This is a genomic window from Vibrio cincinnatiensis DSM 19608 (assembly GCF_900167345.1).
GTDB lineage: Bacteria > Pseudomonadota > Gammaproteobacteria > Enterobacterales > Vibrionaceae > Vibrio > Vibrio cincinnatiensis.
The window spans coordinates 20,899-43,148 of sequence record NZ_FUXB01000006.1 but is presented as its reverse complement, the minus strand read 5'-3'; the positions used below and the strand labels follow the sequence as shown (position 1 = coordinate 43,148).

Below are 22,250 nucleotides of genomic sequence, written 5' to 3'. Positions count from 1 at the left end.
GGACAACATCCCCTCAAATCATGTAGGGTGTATAAGAAAAAGGAATGAACCAGCCAAAGAAAAACCTTGGCTGGGAATTTGGGGTGACTAGCGTTTAACCGCTTTCAATTTCCAAATATTATTTACGTAGTCACGAATACTACGGTCAGAGCTGAATTTGCCGACTAAAGCAGTATTAAGAATGGCTTTTTTCGCCCAACCCGCTTGATCTCGGTATTGCTTATCTATCGCTTCATGCGCTTGTACATAAGAAGCAAAATCAGCCAGTACTAGATAAGGGTCGCCACCATCGAGCAAACTGTCATAAGTCGCACGCAGCTTGCCTGGTGCGCCAGGGGTAAACTCTTCACCCAACAATAGATCTAGCGACGCTTTCAGCAAAGGGTCAGCTTGATAGTAATCATAAGGGTTATAGCCTTGTGCTTTTAATGCTTCCACACCATCCACTTCAAGGCCAAAGATATAGATGTTGTCATCCCCGACTTCTTCACGGATCTCAACGTTCGCCCCATCCATCGTACCGATGGTTAATGCACCGTTGAGCGCCATTTTCATATTCCCCGTCCCCGACGCTTCTTTACCAGCCGTAGAGATTTGCTCAGACACATCTGCCGCAGGAATAATGATTTCAGCCATGCTGACTCGATAATCTGGAATAAAGACCACTTTGAGTTTGTTGTTCACTCGTGGATCGTTATTCACTTTTTCAGCAATCTTGTTCAGTGCATAAATGATTTCTTTTGCTAGGTGATAACCTGGCGCCGCTTTGGCAGCAAAGAACACCACGCGAGGATGCATATCAAAGTTTGGATCATTTAATAAACGATGGTAGAGAGACAAAATATGCAACATATTTAAGTGCTGACGTTTGTACTCATGCAAACGTTTGATTTGAACGTCAAAGATCGCATTAGTATCAAGTTCAATACCCATGTTCTCTTTCACCCAGTGAGCCAAACGTACTTTGTTCTCTTTTTTCACCGCCATAAACTGTTTTTGGAACGTTTTATCGTCCGCGTATTCAGCAATCGCTTCTAATTGCTCAAGATGAGCAGGCCATTGATCGCCAACTTTTTCAGTAATCAGGGCTGATAAACCTGGGTTACAGAATTTAAGCCAACGACGAGGGGTAATTCCGTTAGTCACGTTTTGAATTCGGCCTGGATAAAGCTCAACGAACTCAGGGAAGAGATCGCGCTTCACCAATTCAGAGTGCAACGCCGCCACACCATTAACCGCATAAGAGCCCACAACACACAAGTTTGCCATGCGAACCATGCGATGGAAGCCTTCTTCAATAATGGACAGTTTTTGCTGCTTAGCCACATCACCGGGCCATTTAGCACGAACCTCTTGTAAGAATCGGTGGTTGATTTCGTAAATGATTTCCATATGACGAGGCAGTAAACGTTGGATCAAGGATTCACTCCACGTTTCCAATGCTTCTGGTAGCAAGGTATGGTTGGTATAAGCGAACGTTTTCGAACTGATTTCCCACGCCGCTTCCCATGTTAGGCCACGATCATCAATTAAGATGCGCATCAGCTCAGGAATCGCAATCGTTGGGTGGGTATCATTTAATTGAATCGTTTCATACTTAGGCAAGTCTTGTAGCGTAAAACCTGCGGCTTCATGGCGACGTAAAATGTCACGAATCGATGCCGCACTGTGGAAATACTGCTGCATTAAACGCAGTGTTTTGCCTTTTTCATGGTTATCGTTCGGGTAAAGCACTTTCGTGATGTTACCCGCATCAATTAACGCGTGTTGGGCTTCAAAATAGTTACCATTGTTAAAACTTTCTAAAGAGAAAGGAGCAATGGCGCGACATTCCCAAAGACGTAGCGGATACACGGTTTCACTTTGATAACCAACAATCGGTAAATCCCAAGGCATTGCTTGAACCAGCATTCCAGGAACCCAACGTCGTTTCTCTTTACCGTTGTCGTTATACACTTCAACATGGCCGTAGAAGCCTATTTCTTGTTTCAGTTCAGGACGAGCCACTTCCCAAGGGTAACCTTCAACACCACACCAAGCATCCGGCGCTTCTTTTTGATGGCCTTCTTCAAAAGACTGCTTAAATAAGCCGTATTCATAGTGCAAACCATACCCAACGGTTGGGTACTCTTGTGCCGCACATGAATCCATAAAACACGCAGCTAAACGGCCTAAACCGCCATTACCTAATGATGGGTCGCGCTCTTCCTCTAAGATATCAGTCAGGCTTTGACCAAGCTCAGCCATCGCTTCTGAAATTTGATCATACAACCCCATGCTGATCAGGTTATTGCCCGTTAAACGACCAATCAAAAACTCCAGCGATAAGTAGTTAAGGCTTTTTGCATTAACAATGCGCTCATCTTGTTCCGTTTCCAGTAGGTCAAAGGTCGTTAACTCAGCCAGTGCACGACCCATTGCTAAATACCAAGCTCGACCACAAGCCTGCTCTACCGTTGTTGCATAAGTCGCAGTGAGGTGGCGTTTTACGTTAGCTTGGAATAATGCTTTATCAAACGTTTTCTGTTGCGTAGGTTTCATTGAGAAATCTCACTTCTAGGTTCTAATCCATCTACGCCATATCCTGCCTCTGCCTATTCAACAAAGCATCCTCCTGCTTATGTAGGAAAGCGGGAGGAGGAGCAAGGGCGTAGAAGACAGACTGAGTTCATTGAAGTGATCTAGCTCTCATTGATATCGATTAAAGCGCTTTTATGAGTGATATTGATCACGCCAACATCGCAAATCACCCAATTTTTCCTTACTCATAGAATCTTTTACCCATTAAAACTATTTACTCAAAACACTATTTAGATCACAAATTATTTTTTAATTTTGCTTAATTTTCACAATATTTCGTATGGGGGGTGATAACTTTCTTGAAGTCAAAAAGATTTAAACGTGACCAACCTCTCAAATACGGGGCGTAGTTGGTCAAAAACAACCGCTCATGCCAAAAAGCCGCGGAGGATCAATAACCGTGCATCCGAAGTTCTAGTAACATCCTTATCACTAAATAGATGAGAAAAGCTTCAGCACGCTCAATAACGGAACAAAACGATGTGGATACCCTCTAAATTAACACGCCCAGGACGGCTACATAATGCCATTGTCCGACCCCGTGTATTAGAACTCTTGCAACATGCACCTTGCTATAAATTGGTCCTTTTTCGCTCGCCCGCAGGCTATGGAAAAACCACCATGGCGGCACAGTGGCTCGCCGATAAACCCAATGTAGGCTGGTACAGTATTGATGAAAGCGACAATGACTCCTTTCGCTTTATCAACTATTTACTGCAAGCGATTAATAAAGCAACTCAGCAAAGTTGCCCTAATGCCCAAAAACTGGCTGAACGTCGTCAGTTTTCGTCATTGCATTCTTTATTTAGTGAAGTCTTTGCTGAAATGTCTGAGTTTCATCAGGAATGCTTTGTCGTTCTCGATGATTATCACGTCATTAATGATGATGATATTCATGAGGCGATGCGTTTTTTCCTTAAGCATATGCCTGACAACCTCACTTTAGTGGTCACAAGCCGGATGACTCCCCCACTGGGCACCGCAAACTTACGAGTTCGAGATTTAATGATCGAAATCGGCAATGAACTATTAGCCTTTGATACGGAAGAAACCACTCGGTTCTTTAATCAACGCGTTGCCGATGGTATTGATAATACAACCGCAGTCAATCTACGTAACTATGTGGAAGGGTGGCCTTCTGCGCTGCAACTGATCGCGCTGCAAGCTCAGCATCAAAAACGCACATTAGCCCAAACAGCCGAGTCGGTTTCCCACTTTAACCATGCCCACCTTTGGGATTACTTGGTTGAAGAGGTTTTCGATTTACTCGATGATGATACTCGTTATTTCTTGATGCAATGCTCCGTTTTGGATCACTTTAATGACAGTTTAGTGGCGACATTAACCGAACGAGACGATGCTTTAAGTATGATTGAGTCTCTCAATCGTTATGGGCTTTTTATTTACCCTCTTGAAGGGGAACACAATTGGTATCGCTTCCATAATTTGTTTGCAGAATTTCTCGCTCATCAACGTTTAGCTCGAATCCCTCAGCAAGAACAAGAATTACACCGATCTGCTGCCCGAGCTTGGCTTGAAGCCTCCACGCCTCACCAAGCTTTGCGCCACGCAAACCTAGCGCAAGATACAGAACTGCTGGCCAATATATTAACGCAATATGGCTGGAAGATGTTCAACCAAGGTGAGCTTAACATCTTGGAATCTGCCATTAACTTGCTCTCTCCCGCGCAGCTTTACCGAGAACCTAAACTGTGTCTGTTACAAGCCTGGCTTGCCCAAAGCCAACACCGTTATGATGTGGTCGGCGATATGTTAGCCAAAGCGGAAAAAGAGATGAAAGCGTTAAATGTTGAACCCACGCATAAAGAGCAAGGAGAGCATAATGCGCTACTGGCACAAGTAGCGATCAATAAAAACGAACCAGAAAAAGCGTTGAAACTGGCTGAGTTAGCACTGAGCCAATTGGACAGTAGTGTTTATTTAAGCCGAATTGTGGCCACATCGGTGGTCGGCGAGGTCAACCACGTCCTTGGACATTTGAGCCGTGCGCTTTCAATGATGCAACAAACCGAAAAGCTGGCTCGCCAGTATCAGGTTTATCACCAAGCCTTATGGGCACTTTTACAACAAAGTGAAATTCTGATTGCTCAAGGTTATGTGCAAGCGGCGTTTGAAGTTCAAGACAATGCTTTTAAATTAGTTGAAGAGCAGCACCTACATCAGGTTCCTCTTCATGAATTCCTATTACGCATTCGAGCGCAAATATTCTGGTGTTGGAACCGGTTAGATGAAGCAGAAGAGTGTACATATAAAGGGCTAGACATTCTTGGCTCTCACTCCCCAAGCCAGCACTTACACAGCTATTCCATGCTAGCACGCATTGCGATTGGCCGAGGAGAACTCGATAAAGCAGGGCGATTTATCGAACAAGTACAACATTTAATGAAACAGTCTCACTACCACGTAGACTGGACGGCTAATGCGTCGTTGTCACTGTTGTTATACTGGCAAGCTCGTGGTGATCTGGAGGCTATCCAGAATTGGTTAAATACCACCATTCGCCCAGATAAAGCCTGCAACCACTTTTTCCAACTTCAATGGCGCAATATTGCACGGGCACAAATTAGCTTAGAACAGTATGATAAAGCCAAACAAACACTAACCGTTATTCAAGATCAAGCAAGAGAGTACCACTTGCTCACCGATCTCAACCGAAACCTGATTGTTGAAGCCTCTTTAGCCGTGGCTTGCCATGACGAAGAATTGGCTCGAGAAAAGCTCAAAGAAGCCCTTCGCCTGACAAATCAAACGGGAATGGTGGGTAACTTCCTCATTGATGGTCATCGAATCGGCCATTTGCTCGAAAAATTGATTCACCGAGTGGAATTAGGAGACTTAGAACGCCACCGAGCACAGCTGTTGATCAAAGAAATCTCCACAACTCAGCGTAGCCGCTCCATTCACTTTGATGAAGAGTTTGTTGAGAAGTTGATTAACCATCCAAATATTCCGGAACTGGTCCGCACCAGCCCACTGACCCAGCGAGAGTGGCAAGTTCTAGGGCTTATTTACTCAGGCTTTAGTAATGAGCAAATTGCTCAAGAATTGGATGTGGCAGGCACAACGATTAAAACGCATATTCGTAACCTATACCAAAAACTCAATATTGCTAATCGTAAAGAAGCCATCAGCACCGCTGAAAACTTATTACAACTCATGGGCTACTAACTGTTTTCCGTCCACAAAAAAGAGCCAGCAAATGCTAGGCTCTTTTTTATTAACGAAGACAAATGGATTAAAACGGTTTTGGTGCAAACCCTGTCATCGCTTCCAAGCGAAGTGCTTTACCAATTTTAGTGGTGGGATGCACAATGACTAACCCTTTGACGGATTTTTTCAGTTTACCGAGATCGGCCTGCTCAGCTTTGGTGAGCTCCCGATAAAAAGGCATATCTGAAAGGATCTTGCGTTCTTTATTCAGCTCATATTCCGCTTTATTTTTTAAACTATTCACCTGTTTGGTGAGCTGTTCCACTTCATCGGTAAATTTACTGATCATGGCACTATCACCACGAGTCTTGGCTGCATCCAACTTGTGACGGCAAGAATCAAGGCGATTGTTCAGTTGTTGAATGTCATTTTTTAGGCTCATGGTATAACGCTCTTACTGATAATATGGCCGCGGAGTATAACATAGCCAACAGTCTCTATTGAAATACAAAAAAACGGCGGCTTATCTTTTTCAATCAGCAGCAAACCCCATCACTCAAAAGTGGATCATCTCGTCGCTCAACTCGGAGAAGAAATTCTCTCGCCTCACCCAAGCATAAAAGAAGAACTGAACTATGATTATAAATAGACCCAATCGATGAAAAGAAAGGAATCAGCAGCTTGGTGAGTTCATCCTCATGAAGGTAGGAATACAACCGCATGGGAATACACATCATCAGTACCGATGAAGCCTGCCGTCGAAAGGGAATAAATAATAATACTTAAAAACAACCTTCAGTTGGTCACTATTCGGCATTACTCAATATGGAAGAGCATATGAATCTGACTATACGCCACCGACTTTATATCTTATCGATCGCTCCTTTACTACTCATTACCCTGAGTATGATTTATTCCACATTTTCAGAAACGCAGACCCTAAGCCATGAGCAAATGGTTGCCACCCGTTCAGCCATGATGGAAATGAAAAAAGCCGAACTGAAATCCTATCTAGAGATTGCAGAATCAGCGATCGAGCCACTGCGGAAACAGCAAGCATCACTGGAAGAGGTGATGACAATTTTACGTGAAATTCGATTTGGTTCCGATGGTTATATTTTTGGTTATGACAGCAAAGGAACTCGCCTCCTCCTTGGTCAAAGTCGTGCTGGGCTTGGGGAAAACTTTATCAACATGACCGATACCCAAGGTAACTACCTTATCCGAGACCTCATTAATAATGCGAAAAAGAACCAATTCTCCATTTACTACTTTCCCAAGCCTGGCGAATCCCAGCCTCTGCCTAAGTTGAGCTATTCTGTCTACCTCCCTCAATGGGATCTCACCATTGGAACGGGTTTTTATACGGATGATGTCGATGCTGAAATTGCAGCGATGGAACAACGGGCAGAAGAACAACTGACCAGCAGTTTATGGACATTAGCCTCTATTGCCAGTGTCATTGTTATTATCGTCGGAATCATGGTGGTCCTGCTTAACCGAAGCATTATGCACCCTTTGGATATCCTTGATAAATCGATTCGCTCTTTTGCCAGTGGTGATGCCGACCTAACAGCACGAATGGAAAGCTTTAATATTCCTGAATTTGCCCGCTTAAGTCACAATTTCAATACGTTCGTTGCCAGTTTACAAGAGATCATTCAGCGCGTTCATCAAGTCGGCCAACAAGTAGTCAGTGAAACCGATGCTATGACGCAACGAGCCGCTCAAGTCGATGATTTAGCGTCAAATCAACGGGAAGAGACCGAACAGGTTGCAACCGCGATGACAGAAATGACCACGACCGCCCATGAAATATCCAATAATGCCAGCCAAGCGGCTCAATCAGCAAAAGAGGCCGAAGATAATGCCTTGGATGCACACACGATTGTTGAATCAGCCGCACAATCTGTACAGGCCTTAGCCGTCGAAGTCGCAGAAGCCAGCCATGTCATTTCGAAACTGGAGGACGATGTACAGAATATTTCCCGCTCACTGGAAGTCATTCAAGATATTGCTGAGCAAACAAACCTGCTGGCACTCAATGCGGCAATAGAAGCCGCACGAGCAGGCGATCAAGGACGAGGTTTTGCAGTTGTGGCAGATGAAGTCCGTAAACTCGCCAGCCGAACTCAAGACAGCACTGAAGAAATTCATACGATGATTCAACAGTTAAAAACAGCCTCAGACAATGCGGTCAGAGCAATGGATTCCAGCCAAAACCGCAGCTCATCGACGGTAAAAGAAGCCAGCGATGCCGCGAAAGCATTGGAAAAAATCCAGCAATCGATAGGCACCATAATGGATATGAATTCGCTGATCGCTACCGCAACAGAAGAGCAAAGCCTCGTAGGGCAAGAGATCTCTCAACGCATTGTGGTTATCTCTGATCAAAGTAGCCAATCGGCCGATCTGGCGAATGAGAACAGAAGCGGTAGCCAAACATTAAATGGTCGAGCCAATGAACTCTATCAGTTAGTCGGGCGATTTAAAGTATAAACGGTTGAAGAGTTTACACTGTAAATAGGCACAAAAAGTGCCTATTTACCCCCTCACTTTGTTTCTTATTCAATTAACCAACCGGTATTCCGGCTTGATACTGCACCTGATATTGTTTGGGTGTCAGGCCAAACTTATTTTTAAATAAACGAATAAAGTAAGAAATGTTTTCATAGCCAAGCTCCAATGCCGCTTCTGTTACAGACACTTGTCGAAGCAAAGGTTTGGCCTGTTGCAATTTTATTTCTGTTAAATAGGCGGTGGGTGTTTGTCCGGTAATCTGCTTAAATTTTTGGCTAAAACGAGACAGAGATATGTTCACTTCTTCGGCAAAATGAGACACCGACATTGCCCTCCCCTTCTCAGACTGCATTAAGCGAACGATTCGGCTAATCGGGTGATGTTGATGCAAAGAGAGGATGTCATTACACCCTTGACGCTTCAGTAGTTCATACACGAGCTCTTGGCTAACCAAGTCCAGTAAAAAGGAAAGGTTTGCATCACCGCTACGAAGGATTTCTTGAGTTCGAACATGCAGTGAAAAGAGGCGTTCATCAAGTTTATCTAACTGAAAAGACCCCATTTTTGGGTCAAGAGTGGGCTTTACCTCTAACGTGTCTTCCACTTGGTCAATCACACTGTCCACCAAACTATCACTAAATTCATACACGAGGGCGCGGGTTGGTTCCGACATCGACATGTGGACATCCGTATAAGGTGAAAGCAACACACACTGCTGTTTCGAATAGCGAAATGGCTGATACTGATTAATGCGCACCTCTTTGCTACCTTGTAAGATGGTGCATAACCGAGGCCTATCATAGCAATGGTATTCACCACTAAAGTGCTTGGGTAATTGATAATAAAGTAAATTAACTTTGTCGGTAGCAAGTGCATACTGTGTTTCATCAACACGGCAAAAACTATGGATTGTTTTCATTCGTCAATCGGTGTTTCGTTACTTCCAGCCTCTTATCATAATCGGGTATTGAGATGATCGAAATAAAAAACGGGAAATTAACGTGGAACAAAGATGAGAAAGAGAAAAGGAAACAAAAAATAAAAGGACTAAACAAGGTATTCACACGAGGGTGAATACCTTGCTTACCATTACATCGCCGCTTTTAGAATCGCAATGATCTCCGCCTGTGATGCGGCTTTAGGGTTGGTAAACCCACAAGCATCTTTGAGGGCATTATCAGCAAGAACCGTAAAATCTTGCTCTTTTACTCCAAGCTGAGCAAGCCCTGATGGAATACCAACGTCCTCTGACAATTGACAAATGGCCTTGATTGCCGCATTCGCTCCTTGCTCTGCCGTCATATCAGCGGTATTTACCCCCATAGCATGAGCAACATCACATAAGCGCTCTGCCGCCACTTGGCTGTTAAACCGTTGAACATGGGGAAGCAATACCGCGTTACACACACCATGAGGTAGGTCATAAAACCCACCAAGTTGGTGCGCAATGGCATGTACATACCCTAAAGAGGCATTATTAAATGCCATTCCCGCCATAAATTGTGCATAAGCCATATTGTCACGAGCGGAAATATCATCACCCTGCTTAACGGCTTGGCGTAAATTTGCTTCGATCATTTCAATCGCTTTGAGTGCAACCGCATCGGTAATAGGGGTCGCCGCCGTAGATACATACGCCTCAATCGCATGAGTCAATGCATCCATCCCCGTTGCTGCCGTCAGTGAAGCCGGTTTTGCCAACATCAATTCCGGATCATTGACCGACATCATAGGTGTCACATGCTTGTCAACAATCGCCATTTTTATATGACGCTCATCATCGGTAATAATACAGAAACGGGTCATTTCTGATGCCGTCCCTGCCGTTGTATTAACGGAAAATAAAGGCAATTGGGGCTTTGCCGAGCGGTCAACGCCTTCGTAATCTTTAATTTCACCCCCATTAGCGGCTAATAGTGCAATACCTTTGGCACAGTCATGCGGTGAACCACCCCCTAGAGAAAGTACGCTATCACATTGCTCTTGCTGTAATTTTGCTAAGCCATTTTGTACATTTTCAACGGTTGGGTTCGGTTTGGTTTCATCAAAAATAACGGAAGAGACCCCCACTTGGTTAAGCAAAGTCATCACCTTCTCTGCCACCCCCATTTGGTTAAGGAACCGGTCCGTTACAATTAAAACTCGCTTAAAACCATGAGAGGCAATAACTTGAGTCGCTTCAGCTAGGCAACCTGGGCCCATTAAATTGGTGGAAGGAATATAAAATACGCTAGACATCTTTTGCTCCTGAGGGTAACCCATGCTGATATCAATTTCTCACCGAGAGAAATTCTGTGGGCCGTAGGCTAGCAGGAGCCAAGCAGCAGAACTAACCCATTTTTTATGAAAATAGTCGAGATTATTTCCAAGGACAAAAAAGTTTTTCAACCGCTTGCAATAGGAAAAACTGATATCAATCACCGAAATTCACCAATAAGGAATCGACGTTAATACCATATAAGATCTAAGGGTTAAGTGATTTTCGCTCTTGTAAACACTCATAATCCCCCATTTCGAAGGCGCGACAAACCCAAGGCCGCTGTTCATAAATAGTACACATAAAGGTTTCACGATCTAAAGCGGAGCACCATCCATCTTCCAAACGACGCATCGTTTCCCCACCCCATTGATCAACCGCAATGTGCTGTTTAGGCACCCCTGTATCACTAATAATCATCACTTCAAGCCGACAGCAGCAAGCCCGACACTGAGAACAGCTAACTGAAGATGAGGAAAGGGTGTCACTCGAAAAGGAAATGGGAATTTGAGTTATCATGAACATCGACAATGGGAACGCGTATCTCATGATACGGCAAACTGAATAAGAGATCTAAGAAAAGAGACACTCATTCAGCCTACCATGAATGATCGAATAGATTAAACCGAGATTAGATCCAACCTAATAGTAACCACCAAAAATAGTCGAGTGGCATTAACAGGGCCACCGTTATCCCAGCCAAAGGCAACGTAACTTTGACTAACTTAGCTAATGATTCGTTGGACAGTTGCATCGCTACAATCAGTGGTCCCACTTGGTAGGGAAAAATTACAGTAGAAAAACCGATGACCTGAGTCATTAAAACGGCAGATAAAGAAAAACCACTTGCCTGAGCAAAATCTGCCGCCATCGGAGACAGCACCGTAGGTACACCCGGAATGGTCGCCACCAAGCCGGTCAAGGTTGAAATGAGCGATAGTGCCATGAAACTTAAAAAACTATGATCACTGGAAGTCGGTAATAAATGGCTAAATAACTCCCCCATCGCAGCGCCAAGGCCCGATACATTCACTAAAGCTCCCAACCCTAATGCTGCTGCAACAAAAACGACCGTAGCAAAATCAATGGAACGATTAAAAGATTTGGGCTCAACTACACCCAGTTTTGGCATGAGTAAAATGACCGCCGTAGCTAATCCCACCCAAGCGGGATTAACGCCATGAATAGAATCCGTCACCCAGAAAAATAACGTCATACCAAGCAAAGCAATCACTTTTTTCTGCTGTTTTCGATCATAAGAGAGAGAAGTTGCTTCCGCCGCCTCCGTCCTCGTGATCTCGGCGGGAAAAAGACGCAATACCAACCAAACAAGAAACAAGGACTTAACAATGCCTAAAATGGGAAAGTGCAGTAACAAATATTCGGTATAGCCAAAATGTAAACCAAATAAAGTTTCACTGGATCCCGCCAAAATCATATTGGGAATATTAGAAGGCAACACCGCAAAGCTAGGCATATTGCATGCAATGGCAAGCGCAACGGCAATGCCAATTCGTCCATTACTGCCTTTGCTAAATCCAACGCGTTCAGCTAAAGCCATACCAATGGGAACTAACACAACGGCTCGTCCCACAGAGGAAGGCATCACAAACCCTAGCGCCATTGCCATCACCACTAAGCCCAAAATAAGCCGAGAATAGCTCTGCGTTAAAAATGGCGCTATCAAGGCGGCAACACGATCGCCTAAGCCGGATGATGAAATGGCCGCTCCGATGACAAAACCTGAGATGATCAGCCACACCGCCGTTGATGAAAAACCGGAAAATAATAAACTCGGTTCAGCCAATTGAAAAATGACAGCCAGAGAAAAAAAGATTAAACCCGTTAAAAATGGAGGTAACGCTCCCGTACTCCACAGCGCCAGTGTTAACAACACAACAGCAGCACTATAAGAGAAATTGAGCGGGTGACCCGAAAATGGAAACATCACCATCAGTGCCGATGAGAGCAGCACTCCGATGATCAAAACTTGTTTGGTACTGATGCGTGTGAACATGTTTTAAGCCCTAATACAGAGAACAGTTGTACAAAAAGTGTGTCGTCTTCTAAGATAGCCGACAAGAGGTGACGTTTTAAGGGTAAATTATGACAACATATATTCCCAAAGCGACAATGTTATCACCCAGTAATGTCGCTTATACGCTGGACGCCAACCGCCCAGTATTAACTCACGGGCGCAGTATGTTAGCGGAATCGGGTATCGCTCCTCATGCGCATCCTCGGGGGCAACTTCTGTGGGCCGCCTCTGGTGTATTAAGAGTCACGAGTGAACAAGCAATATGGGTTGTACCTTCAACTTATGCGATGTGGATCCCTGGCGGGGTTTATCATCAGGTGAACAGCGAAACCAGTGCAAAAATTCGCAATATCTATATTGATCCCTCTTATCCTGTTCGAGCCCATGAAAAAAGCGTCGTCATGCTCGCCATGAGTCCATTGATGCGTGAAATCATGTTAAGACTAACAGAAGAATGCACCACCTCCATTAACGAAGCGAAGCAACAACGTTTAGGGTTAGTTGCTATCGATGAGCTAGAGCTTCTTCGCCCATTAAAAGTCCGCTTGCCTTCCGGAACCGATCCCAGACTTCAAAAATTGATCAACCATATGGTGACTCATCCCGAAATAAGCTACAGCTTACCTCAGCTTGCACAGTGGGTGGGAGCAAGTGTTCGGACCATTGAACGATTATTCAAAGCAGAAACAGGGACAACATTTCGACAGTGGCGAAGCCGATTTCGGTTGCTGAACTCTCTCGATAAAATAAGCCAAGGAGAGAGCTCAACCGCTGTCGCACATGCACTAGGATATAAAAGCGTCAGCAGCTTTATTGCCGCTTTTAAACAGCAATTTGGCTGCTCCCCTCAAGAATATACCCACCAGCTTAACCACGAGTAGCTAACCAGCACTATGAATTAAATAGGGCTGTAACCATGGAGCATCATGTCATATACCGGCTTAATCATGGACTCTTCCATGACCCAAGCCAACTTACTTTTCTTTAAAGGATCAACAACATGAAAAGGTAATGCCGTGACTGGCTTCAATGAATAGTTAAACTCCCATAGCATGGCATGTCCAACATCTAAAATCATAGGACAAGAGGTATAACCATCCCACTTAGCTTGAGGTTCTCTACCTTCAATTAAAGCCGTCAGGTTTTGTGCAACCACAGGGAGCTGGGACTTAACGGAAGCCGCCGTTTTTCCAATCGGAGTCCCGACAGTATCTCCAATGCCAAAAACATTAGCATAACGGGAATGCTGCATCGTAAATTTATCCACTTCAAGATAGCCTTTAAAGAGGTTTTGATCCGCAAGCGGTGATTCTCGAACAGACTGGATAGCGGTCATCGGCGGTGCCACATGGATAAAATCCCAATCGACAACCCGCTGGCGACCATCTGGTTGAATAAAGGTAGCTTGTTTCTTCGCAGAATCTAACGCTGTTAAGGTATGTTCAAAATGTGGATGAATCTGCCGCTCCACCCATATCTCACGGATCCTTTGGTCAAATACTGGCACAGAGAATAAAAAGTCTTCTGCCGTAAAATAATCAAAGGTGAAGTGTTCCCGATTCCCCGCCTGAGCAACAAAATACTCCAGTAAGTTAGTCGCTTTCATCGGAGCGCCAGCGCACTTCATTGCCCCTTGAGGTCGAGTACAAACCACTTTACCTTCTCCACGCTGAGCAAAGTCTAACGCTTGCTGGTGGCTTTTCAGCCCCGTCTCGGGGCTATAGTAAATACTGGTAATACCATTATGACCAATTTCTTGTGTATCAAACCCCTCGATAAGATCGTATCTAAGCTCAACGCCCGTTGCGACAATAAGATAATCATAATCAAGTCGGTTTCCTTTCTGAGTCACCACCTGATTATGATCTGGACGGTATTCAATAACCGCGTCTTCAACCCAACGAACGTCACCACTAATATAACGCTCGTTAGCAGCCATTACATCACTGGTCTGTGTATAAGAGCCAGCCAGTAGCAAGGTTTGCCCCGGTTGATACCAGTGAAAATTTCTGGGTTCAACAACGGTAATCTCCGCTCCCGATAAATACTGGTTCAGTTTGTTGGCCATTCCTATCCCGGCAGCCCCACCGCCCACGATCAAAATTTTGGCATTGGTTTTTGTTTTTGAAAGTTCTCGATATCCGACACCTGCGCCGCTAAGCACCCCGATACCAACCCCAGCCTTTAAAAAAGTTCTGCGTGAAATCGACATATTCTCTCCTACATCGATGGTTATGCCGTACATAAAGGCTTACCACCGCTTTTCGCCTGTATTTTATAAACAACCTATCTTGCCATTCTGAATGCTTCTGCGATGCTATCCAGCCTGTGCAACATACACCTTTATCTTTATATTCTGGTACTCATCAACAAATACGAATATAAGCTTTTTCTTATAAACATAATCATTTTTATCAATAAGCGCCATCGATAAAGCAGTAACGTGTCGACTTGATCAACTTTATTAAGTAAATAAGCAAAATTTCTCGTCAGCAAATTTGCGATGGTTAACAATCGACCGATCAGAAAAACGGTTGAGGTAGAACAAAAGGAAAAAGCCTGTAATGGCAGGGCTAAACCGGAGAGGAAAGAGCCTGTGAGAAAATAGCTTGCAGCGGAGCAAGATCAGCATGAACGCCCACAATATTTGCCTCAATCCACTGCTGCTGCGTAATTGACGGCCATGCCAAGTCATAGCCAAGCATACACACCATTTCTTCAAAAAAGAAACGCTCAACGCGGCCATTCCCCTCACGAAAAGGATGCAGTAAATTAATATCACAAAAGAGATCAGCAATGGCTTCGATCAATGCTTCACGGTCTGATAACTGACCAAGAAGTGGTATTTTCAAAAAGATTTTTTCAGCTTCCGGTTCAATACGATTAACGGTACAAAAGCGAGTCGTCCCCTTAGCAATATCCACGTCACGGATCTGCCCCGCCCAAGCATAGAGGTCTTGAAACAAATAGTAATGCAGATATTTGAAGTGTTCGAAATGAAAGTCATCTAAATGACGGACCAAAGACTGATAATGGCGATAACGGTAGGCAGTAAATGCAGCTTCTGCCTCAGCAAGCAGCGCTGCATCTTGTATGTTCAGTAAATTTACCAGAATGTCAGTATTTGGGTAACAATACTTATCATGCTTGGTTCCATATTTATCGCGCATAGTCTCGTTTTAACTCTTCGATCGAGCGTTGCTCACAGCCTGGCTTTAATGACAATCCTTCATAAGATAAGCTAACTTTAAAGTTGTCCATCTTAGGCGTAAATGCGGGTCTATTCGGTATCGCCGAGGAAGTCGTGGTTTTAATCATTATATACCTAGTTATTGTTTGTTTATCATACATTGCTTGCTTGATGCTCATCTCTCTCACATCGCCTAAATTAACAGTGCTGATTTACAGTGTAAATAGCCTCAAACATCATCGCTTGGGTTTACACTGTAAATTTGCAATAAGTTCGGTTAACTCCCCTCGTAAATACTGCTCTATCTGCTTTCGCCCAGTATAACCGTAGCGTAGGGCACAAGACTGCCAGGAATGTTGTTGCAATACTTTGGCTATCAATACATCCGAAACCTGATCGATATTCATCATCTCTAATAGCCACTGCTCAATCCAAACAGCCACACTTTCATAGTTGGCACCGCCTAGAGCATAATGAGCAATAAGCGCCTCCGGATAGGTGTTACTTTCATGTCCAGCACTTTTTATCTCTTTCAGCAAAGCTCGAACCACCTTGGGCTCTAGCTCTTGCAAGCTATCTTTTAGTGCATATCTCAGATAAAGAGCAAGCTGTCTTCTCGCCTTATCTAACCACTCACTCCGTTGACTGTAAGCCATCAACACCGAATAACAACCACTAGCTTGATCTCGATGCGAACCCATTTTGATCGGATAGAAATCATTTTTCTGCCAAAAATGAATCAATTCAGCGGTGGCCCCAAAACTAGTTGCAAGATAGTCGCAGGGGTATTGTTCAATAAAATGGTGTAACAAAGCACTGCCTAGCCCCTGATTCTGTTTGACAGGATGAACCGCAATGCGCATCACCCGCCAACATGACTGATAAGCTGCCTGAGAAATTCCTAGCTGATTTGCAATGGTTATTGGGGCCAGATGTCCTTTGGGACGACGGTTACCCCATTGAACTTGTTTGATCAATTCCGCATCAAGTTGTCCTTCTCGTACCGCCAAAAGGCAAGCAACATAACGTTGTTGCTGGCGGGCAATAAACAGCTGGACGTTATCATCCGCTAAAAGATGAAATAAATCATTGGGAGACGTTTGATAATGGGCATTAACTAATAATGAAAATACCGCGCTCAACACTTCCGGTTGATCTAAGAGTTCCTGCTTGGTTACCGAATGATAGAGCACTTCCTCATCATTTTTATCCTCTATCTCTAATTCAAGTTCATCATTAAGCAGGAACGTTTGCCTATGCCATGCTTCTATAGGGTCGCCCTCCGCCCAGCGAATGGGTTGATCTAAATGCAAAGAGCGCATCTGTGGACGAACCTGTTTCAACCAGTGCTGAAATTTAAGGGTGAAACCACGTCCACATCCTTCATAACCATGAATGGTGGTCGAGAAAACCGATCGGTGATAGTGCTCAACAAAAAATTGAAGAAAAGAAAGGGGTAACGCTGCGGCTTCATCAACCAATAGCAGATCGCATGAAGGTCGATACCGCTGTATTTCATCCGGCGGTAAATAACGAAGTTCTGAACGTTGATAACCAAGAAATCCTTTTGAAGTTCGCACAAAGGGGAGTGCACGTTGAGCAAAATCAAATACAGGAGCGATAGCCGCAAGCGTTGGTGCGGTCACGATAATTGAAAGCGAACGAGATTGCATTAAACGAGCCGCCGCCATACCTAAAGCACTGCTTTTTCCTCGACCACGGTCTGCAGTTAAGATCAAAGGCCGCTTACGATGACCTTCCACCGTTCGAACCACTTGTTCAACCGCCAAATTCTGTTGGGCAAATTCATTTGGTTTATTAACCAATCCCACTTCAGGTATAGAGGGCCACTCTTGCTCATTAATCACCAGCAGCTGATGAAAAGCACGAGTCAGCCAACGTTTATCAGCCGTTTGTTCAAATTCATCATGACCGAGAATAAAAAGTAAGCCGCCGCCAATCAAAGTTCCAAGAGCGGCACTAAAGCTGTTCGCATCCCATCCATCGGAACAGTCACAAATAAGCACATCACATTCTTGTCCAAGTAACCGTTGCCCTTGATTATAAGCAACGGTTTGGCCTAAATCAGGAAAAAGAGTTGGCCCCCCCAGTTGAACAATCATTGGATTATCAAGCAGGCTGATCCCTTGTTTCAGCATTACCCGGCTCCATTCCGTTTCAGCTTGAAAATATAAACCAAAACGATGGTGGCTCGTACATGCAGAAGATTTCAGTTGTTTGATGTATTCACCAAAGTGTATCGTTAAATCAGCCATAGGAAATCAGATAGTAAAACAGAAGCCATAATGGTAGCACAAGCGTCATTGACTCACCCATATTCCCTCATCTCCCATTGAAAAATTGAGTAACGCCAAAACAGGGGGACAACTGACTAAAAAAATTATTCATTACGACAAATTATATTTGCTTTATTGAAACGATAATTTGACTAATTATGCAGCTGAACACCAGCATGGGGCTGGATTTTAAGGAATAAAAATGCAATGAAATCTTTCATCAAAGGACTGCTCTTTGCCGCTCTCGCTACCTCAATACAAATCAATGCACAAGAAAAAGTGCTCAACGTGTATGCTTGGGGAGGATACCTTCCAGAAAAATCACTGAAACAGTTTGAAGCTCAAGAAGGGGTCTCAATTCACTATTCGACTTTTGAAAATAATGAATCTATGTATACCCGGCTAAAACTACTCAAAGGAACGGGATATGATGTGGTGTTCGCCTCCGCATATTTTATTGAGAAAATGGGGCGAGAAGGGCTACTCAGCGAATTAGATCACGCTCAGATCCCAAACATGAAAGAAACCATGCCTTCCTTATTAGGCCAAGCACATGATCCTAAAAATACTTATTCCTTACCTTATATTTGGGGAATTACTGGCCTAAGCTACAACCAAGCTTTGTTACCACAAGGCATTTCTCGCTGGGCTGATTTATGGGATACAAAATACAGAAGACAAGTCATGCTGATTGATGACATGCGTGATGTCTTCGGGATGGCTTTAAAACTGAATGGATTTAGCATTAATACCCAAAATGAAGCTGAAATTGAAAAAGCGTATCAATCTCTCGTCGAACTAAAACGAAATGTATTACTCTATAACTCAGATGCGCCTCATGTTCCTTATGTTTCAGGAGAAGTCGCTCTGGGAATGCAGTGGAATGGTAATGCTTACCAAGGGCAAGAAGAGTTACCAGAACTCACTTTTGTGATGCCAGAAGAGGGAGCGGTATTATGGATGGATAACTATACCATCCCATCCGGTAGCAAGAATAAGGCCTTGGCACATAAATTTATTAATTTTATGTTTGAAGCAGAAAACCAAGCAGAAATCGTCAATAGCTTAGGCTATGCCTCTGCAACAGAAACAGGAAGAGCCTTACTCCCTGAAGAATTACGCAATAACCACACTATTTTCCCAAGTGATGAAGAAATGGCGAAAGGGGAATTTATTAATGATGTCGGGCCAGAAGCTCTGGCTATTTATGACCGATATTGGCAACGGTTACGTAACCAATAATGTCATGAGGATACTCATAAAATAGCCCGCTAACGCGGGCTATTTTATGTAGACTAACTTAACTTTTGCTGTACAAAATCAAGAATTTCTTGCATCAACCTATCATCTACTTTCTGTACGTTCACCGTTAATAAGTTCCCTTTACGCATATAGTGAGCTCGGCCTTTGACCAATTCCACTTTATGGCTGGCAACTTTTTTGGGGGGAACCAAAGACTGAATCCACTCTTCAATCGTTTCCGTCACCTCTTTAGTGATACGGGCAACCCCTTGGGACTGACAGTGTTGCCAAACGTATCCTTCATGCTGCTGACATTTGGCTAAGAGATCCGCTTGTTGCTCCTCAGTTAACTCATTAAACTGTTTGTGTAGTTTAACAATGGTCGGGCGCCCCAGTTCAACAACATTCGGGTAAGCCTGTAACAAAGTCAGTGGTAATGATGCCGCTTTCAATGCACCACTCACTAAAGCTTCACTACATTGAAACATTTTCGCTAATGCTTTTTGGTCTTCTGCAGCACCACTATCAAGCTGGGCTTGCATCTCTTTTCCCTTCTCATACAACGAAAGCGGTTTATGAGCATTGGCCACATCTGAAAGAAACTTGGCATGCTCGGTATTGATGTTATCAGCAACATAGACCAAAAAATCTTGCTGAGCTAAAAGGCATGATTTTCGACGGCGACTGCCATCTAAAACCTCAATTTTACCATCTTCTTTCCGACGACCTACGGCAGGAAATTGCTGCCCACGCTCTCGCAATGAATTTAAAATATCCGCCAGCGCATGTTCATTAAGAAAGGATTGCTCACGGGCGTTTTGGGAAAATATCAGGGTTTTTTCTTCTATCTCGCTAGCCGGAATTCGGACTAATTCAAAAGTCACAAGATCTTCACCTGCAACCGCCAACTCAATGACCTGTGCTTGTTCCTTTGCCGCAGCCTGCGCTTCTTGAGGGGTTGAAGCCCGTCGCTTATCTGCTTTACCAAATAACTTAGCATTCAGCTCAGACGTTTTTATTGCCATATTCTATTTACCCCTGATTCAATGAAGTCCAATGTGTATGCAACACACGCTCTAATTCTAAGGCACTTTTTTGTACAGCATCTTGTGCTGTCGCCAAGGTTTTCTTCCCGCCCTCAAAATCACTGGTCGTTAAATCAAACACCGTACTATAAGTGTCAGCACAGGTTTCAAAAGCTCGACTGCGGGGGATCGTCGCCATCATAACCTGATCACCTAATAAATAATTCATTTCCGTCAAAACAGAAACCTGCTTCTTATTATCATCTTCAAACATCGTTGGCATCAGACGGACAAATTCCAACCCTTTCCAATCTTCAGGAAACATTTCATAAACGGTTGGTAAATGTTGAAAAAAATTCACCGTAGACGCCCAATCCAAACGCTTAGCCGCACAAGGAATCAGCAGAGCATTGGAAGCATACATCGCGTTCCATACTAAAGGATCAACATGCGGGCCCGTATCAATCATGATGATATCGAACTCATCTGCAATTTTATCGATCAGCTTTTCTTTCAGAAGGCGAACAATATCCAATGATTGGTTTTGTGAAAGATATTGCCAAGCCTCCGCATTAAACATCGCATCTTCGGGAAAAGCAGAAATGGTTTTCAAGTTAGGGTACTGAGTCGGTAATAACACGTTTTTCTGTAAAAACGCGGTATCAATTTCCGTGCCTTCAGGAAAGTTATCCAACATAATATCAACCGCAGAATAGATATTACTGTGTTCCGCTAAGCTAATTTGTGGATTTAAAAACAGACGTAAAGAGCCTTGAGGATCTAAATCAATCAAACAAATACGGTAGCGTTTATCTAAATTAAGCGCTAGGCAAGCCGCCAAATGAACCGCTGTCATGGACTTTCCTGTCCCGCCTTTTTGGTTTTGTACGTTAATGATCCAAGGCTTATTTTCCGTATTCTTTTTGCGTTGATGAAATTTAAGTACCCCAGCCGCGTCCATCAGCATATGAGCTTCAGCAAGAGAAATAGAGTAGTGGTTAGCATTATTTTTCGTGAACTGATGACCCGCCGCCTCTAATTTGGCGATCGCTTCATCCAGTTTACGACGAGTCAAACCAGAGCGAGTTTCCATCAATGCCTTCGACATCGGGGGAAAATGCTCATCACGTCGTTCTTCTAATACGATCTCTATTCGATCAGCTTGCACCTGCTGAGTTTGTTCAGCAAGCTGGTAGAGATTCTCTATTGTTTGTTCTCTTTTCATGATCCTGTCCATAACTGATTTCCAGCCATCAATTGTACAGCAATATTGAACACGCGCAATAAAAAGGTGAACATTCACTTATGGATAGGAATCACAATAAATAGAAAAACATCCATCATTTGACGTATTATTAACATTAACCTGAATATTTCAATCATTAAAACCAGAGGGTTCTCCTACAAGGAAAACAGTACATTTAAAATGTCACAACGTCACATATTTACAATGTAAACTGAAAAAGAAGAAAAATAACTGAAAACATGATCAATACCTGAGTTTAAAACCTTAAGAATAGAAAAGAGGAGCAACACGGAAAAGATGCCCGCCATAAAATAGCGGTCAGACGTTTACCGGAACGATTACTTAATATCAATAAATTACGGAAGATGTATTTTCAATTTTCCTGTACTCTATTTCTATAAAAAATTGAAAACAATAAAGCGACGAAAGAAGAGAATTTAAATCGATAAGCATCCATAAGGGTTGAAAACCTCACTATTGACCGATAAAAAAGCCTCTTTCCCTAAATTTCCTCTCCGCATTTGATTTGAAGAGTCAGAGATATCGAACTGGAACGATGATCAAGGAAATCATCATGATCATGCTTCCATTAAAATGACTCAGGATGGAACAATGATCAAGGAAAGAATCCACACCATTGGATCCAATCATTGATGAAAAAAGGATCCTTATATGACGGAAAGA

General features: G+C 43.6%; 15 protein-coding genes. 4 read left to right on the top strand and 11 right to left on the bottom strand.

The features are described 5' to 3' along the window. Positions 1-87: 87 nt before the first annotated feature. A complete protein-coding gene (locus tag B5D54_RS06875) occupies positions 88-2,541 on the bottom strand; it encodes a glycogen/starch/alpha-glucan phosphorylase (protein WP_078925797.1) in 2,454 nt (817 codons plus the stop codon). A gap of 519 nt (positions 2,542-3,060) precedes the next feature. Here B5D54_RS06875 and malT point away from each other — a divergent pair. Next, the gene (gene malT, locus B5D54_RS06870) at positions 3,061-5,769 is read left to right on the top strand and encodes an HTH-type transcriptional regulator MalT (protein WP_078925796.1); all 2,709 of its coding nucleotides are present in this window, start codon (positions 3,061-3,063) and stop codon (positions 5,767-5,769) included. Positions 5,770-5,836: 67 nt separating this feature from the next. Here malT and B5D54_RS06865 read toward each other — a convergent pair whose 3' ends face one another. Beyond that, positions 5,837-6,193 carry a YibL family ribosome-associated protein gene (locus B5D54_RS06865; protein ID WP_078925795.1) on the bottom strand — a complete coding sequence of 119 codons (357 nt, stop codon included), beginning with the start codon at positions 6,191-6,193 and terminating at the stop codon, positions 5,837-5,839. 395 nt (positions 6,194-6,588) lie between these two features. Here B5D54_RS06865 and B5D54_RS06860 point away from each other — a divergent pair, with 395 nt between their 5' ends. Beyond that, positions 6,589-8,250 carry a methyl-accepting chemotaxis protein gene (locus B5D54_RS06860; protein WP_078925794.1) on the top strand — a complete coding sequence of 554 codons (1,662 nt, stop codon included), beginning with the start codon at positions 6,589-6,591 and terminating at the stop codon, positions 8,248-8,250. Positions 8,251-8,323: 73 nt separating this feature from the next. Here the strand turns inward: B5D54_RS06860 and B5D54_RS06855 are convergent, their stop codons facing one another. From B5D54_RS06855 to B5D54_RS06840, 4 genes are all read right to left on the bottom strand, one after another. Then, positions 8,324-9,190: a helix-turn-helix domain-containing protein gene (locus B5D54_RS06855; protein WP_078925793.1), complete on the bottom strand. Its 867-nt coding sequence runs from the start codon at positions 9,188-9,190 to the stop codon at positions 8,324-8,326. A gap of 170 nt (positions 9,191-9,360) precedes the next feature. Beyond that, positions 9,361-10,509: an L-threonine dehydrogenase gene (gene yiaY, locus B5D54_RS06850; protein ID WP_078925792.1), complete on the bottom strand. Its 1,149-nt coding sequence runs from the start codon at positions 10,507-10,509 to the stop codon at positions 9,361-9,363. A 226-nt stretch (positions 10,510-10,735) separates the two neighbouring features. Beyond that, positions 10,736-11,047, bottom strand: a complete 312-nt coding sequence (locus B5D54_RS06845) for a YkgJ family cysteine cluster protein (protein ID WP_078925955.1) — start codon at positions 11,045-11,047, stop codon at positions 10,736-10,738. A 112-nt stretch (positions 11,048-11,159) separates the two neighbouring features. Next, positions 11,160-12,545, bottom strand: coding sequence for an SLC13 family permease (locus B5D54_RS06840; protein ID WP_078925791.1), 1,386 nt, complete (start codon positions 12,543-12,545; stop codon positions 11,160-11,162). Between the two features lie 89 nt (positions 12,546-12,634). On the opposite strand from B5D54_RS06840, the gene B5D54_RS06835 reads away from it, so the two are divergent. Continuing rightward, positions 12,635-13,447: an AraC family transcriptional regulator gene (locus tag B5D54_RS06835; protein WP_078925790.1), complete on the top strand. Its 813-nt coding sequence runs from the start codon at positions 12,635-12,637 to the stop codon at positions 13,445-13,447. A gap of 17 nt (positions 13,448-13,464) precedes the next feature. Here the strand turns inward: B5D54_RS06835 and B5D54_RS06830 are convergent, their stop codons facing one another. The 3 genes from B5D54_RS06830 to B5D54_RS06815 all read right to left on the bottom strand — a co-directional run bounded on the left by B5D54_RS06830 (position 13,465) and on the right by B5D54_RS06815 (position 18,032). Continuing rightward, positions 13,465-14,778, bottom strand: a complete 1,314-nt coding sequence (locus tag B5D54_RS06830; RefSeq protein ID WP_158116741.1) for an NAD(P)/FAD-dependent oxidoreductase — start codon at positions 14,776-14,778, stop codon at positions 13,465-13,467. Positions 14,779-15,139: 361 nt separating this feature from the next. Further along, entirely contained in the window at positions 15,140-15,736 is a 597-nt protein-coding gene (locus tag B5D54_RS06825) for a Fic/DOC family protein (RefSeq protein WP_078925788.1), read from the bottom strand. A gap of 256 nt (positions 15,737-15,992) precedes the next feature. Then, positions 15,993-18,032 carry a tRNA(Met) cytidine acetyltransferase TmcA domain-containing protein gene (locus B5D54_RS06815; RefSeq protein ID WP_078925786.1) on the bottom strand — a complete coding sequence of 680 codons (2,040 nt, stop codon included), beginning with the start codon at positions 18,030-18,032 and terminating at the stop codon, positions 15,993-15,995. A 228-nt stretch (positions 18,033-18,260) separates the two neighbouring features. Here B5D54_RS06815 and B5D54_RS06810 point away from each other — a divergent pair, with 228 nt between their 5' ends. Beyond that, entirely contained in the window at positions 18,261-19,295 is a 1,035-nt protein-coding gene (locus B5D54_RS06810) for an ABC transporter substrate-binding protein (RefSeq protein WP_078925785.1), read from the top strand. A 53-nt stretch (positions 19,296-19,348) separates the two neighbouring features. Here B5D54_RS06810 and B5D54_RS06805 read toward each other — a convergent pair whose 3' ends face one another. Together B5D54_RS06805 and B5D54_RS06800 are read right to left on the bottom strand one after the other, a co-directional pair. After that, positions 19,349-20,320, bottom strand: coding sequence for a ParB/RepB/Spo0J family partition protein (locus tag B5D54_RS06805; protein ID WP_078925784.1), 972 nt, complete (start codon positions 20,318-20,320; stop codon positions 19,349-19,351). A 7-nt stretch (positions 20,321-20,327) separates the two neighbouring features. Further along, positions 20,328-21,545: a ParA family protein gene (locus tag B5D54_RS06800; RefSeq protein WP_078925783.1), complete on the bottom strand. Its 1,218-nt coding sequence runs from the start codon at positions 21,543-21,545 to the stop codon at positions 20,328-20,330. Positions 21,546-22,250: the final 705 nt, after the last annotated feature.

What these genes read in the sequence shown, in the direction of transcription:
- B5D54_RS06855 (WP_078925793.1), bottom strand. Translation starts at nt 9,190, where the DNA reads ATGAAAACAATCCATAGTTTTTGCCGTGTTGATGAAACACAGTATGCA.
- yiaY (WP_078925792.1), bottom strand. Translation starts at nt 10,509, where the DNA reads ATGTCTAGCGTATTTTATATTCCTTCCACCAATTTAATGGGCCCAGGT.
- B5D54_RS06860 (WP_078925794.1), top strand. Translation starts at nt 6,589, where the DNA reads ATGAATCTGACTATACGCCACCGACTTTATATCTTATCGATCGCTCCT.
- B5D54_RS06865 (WP_078925795.1), bottom strand. Translation starts at nt 6,193, where the DNA reads ATGAGCCTAAAAAATGACATTCAACAACTGAACAATCGCCTTGATTCT.
- B5D54_RS06875 (WP_078925797.1), bottom strand. Translation starts at nt 2,541, where the DNA reads ATGAAACCTACGCAACAGAAAACGTTTGATAAAGCATTATTCCAAGCT.
- B5D54_RS06805 (WP_078925784.1), bottom strand. Translation starts at nt 20,320, where the DNA reads ATGGCAATAAAAACGTCTGAGCTGAATGCTAAGTTATTTGGTAAAGCA.
- B5D54_RS06845 (WP_078925955.1), bottom strand. Translation starts at nt 11,047, where the DNA reads ATGATAACTCAAATTCCCATTTCCTTTTCGAGTGACACCCTTTCCTCA.
- B5D54_RS06840 (WP_078925791.1), bottom strand. Translation starts at nt 12,545, where the DNA reads ATGTTCACACGCATCAGTACCAAACAAGTTTTGATCATCGGAGTGCTG.
- B5D54_RS06830 (WP_158116741.1), bottom strand. Translation starts at nt 14,778, where the DNA reads ATGTCGATTTCACGCAGAACTTTTTTAAAGGCTGGGGTTGGTATCGGG.
- B5D54_RS06800 (WP_078925783.1), bottom strand. Translation starts at nt 21,545, where the DNA reads ATGAAAAGAGAACAAACAATAGAGAATCTCTACCAGCTTGCTGAACAA.
- malT (WP_078925796.1), top strand. Translation starts at nt 3,061, where the DNA reads ATGTGGATACCCTCTAAATTAACACGCCCAGGACGGCTACATAATGCC.
- B5D54_RS06815 (WP_078925786.1), bottom strand. Translation starts at nt 18,032, where the DNA reads ATGGCTGATTTAACGATACACTTTGGTGAATACATCAAACAACTGAAA.
- B5D54_RS06810 (WP_078925785.1), top strand. Translation starts at nt 18,261, where the DNA reads ATGAAATCTTTCATCAAAGGACTGCTCTTTGCCGCTCTCGCTACCTCA.
- B5D54_RS06835 (WP_078925790.1), top strand. Translation starts at nt 12,635, where the DNA reads ATGACAACATATATTCCCAAAGCGACAATGTTATCACCCAGTAATGTC.
- B5D54_RS06825 (WP_078925788.1), bottom strand. Translation starts at nt 15,736, where the DNA reads ATGCGCGATAAATATGGAACCAAGCATGATAAGTATTGTTACCCAAAT.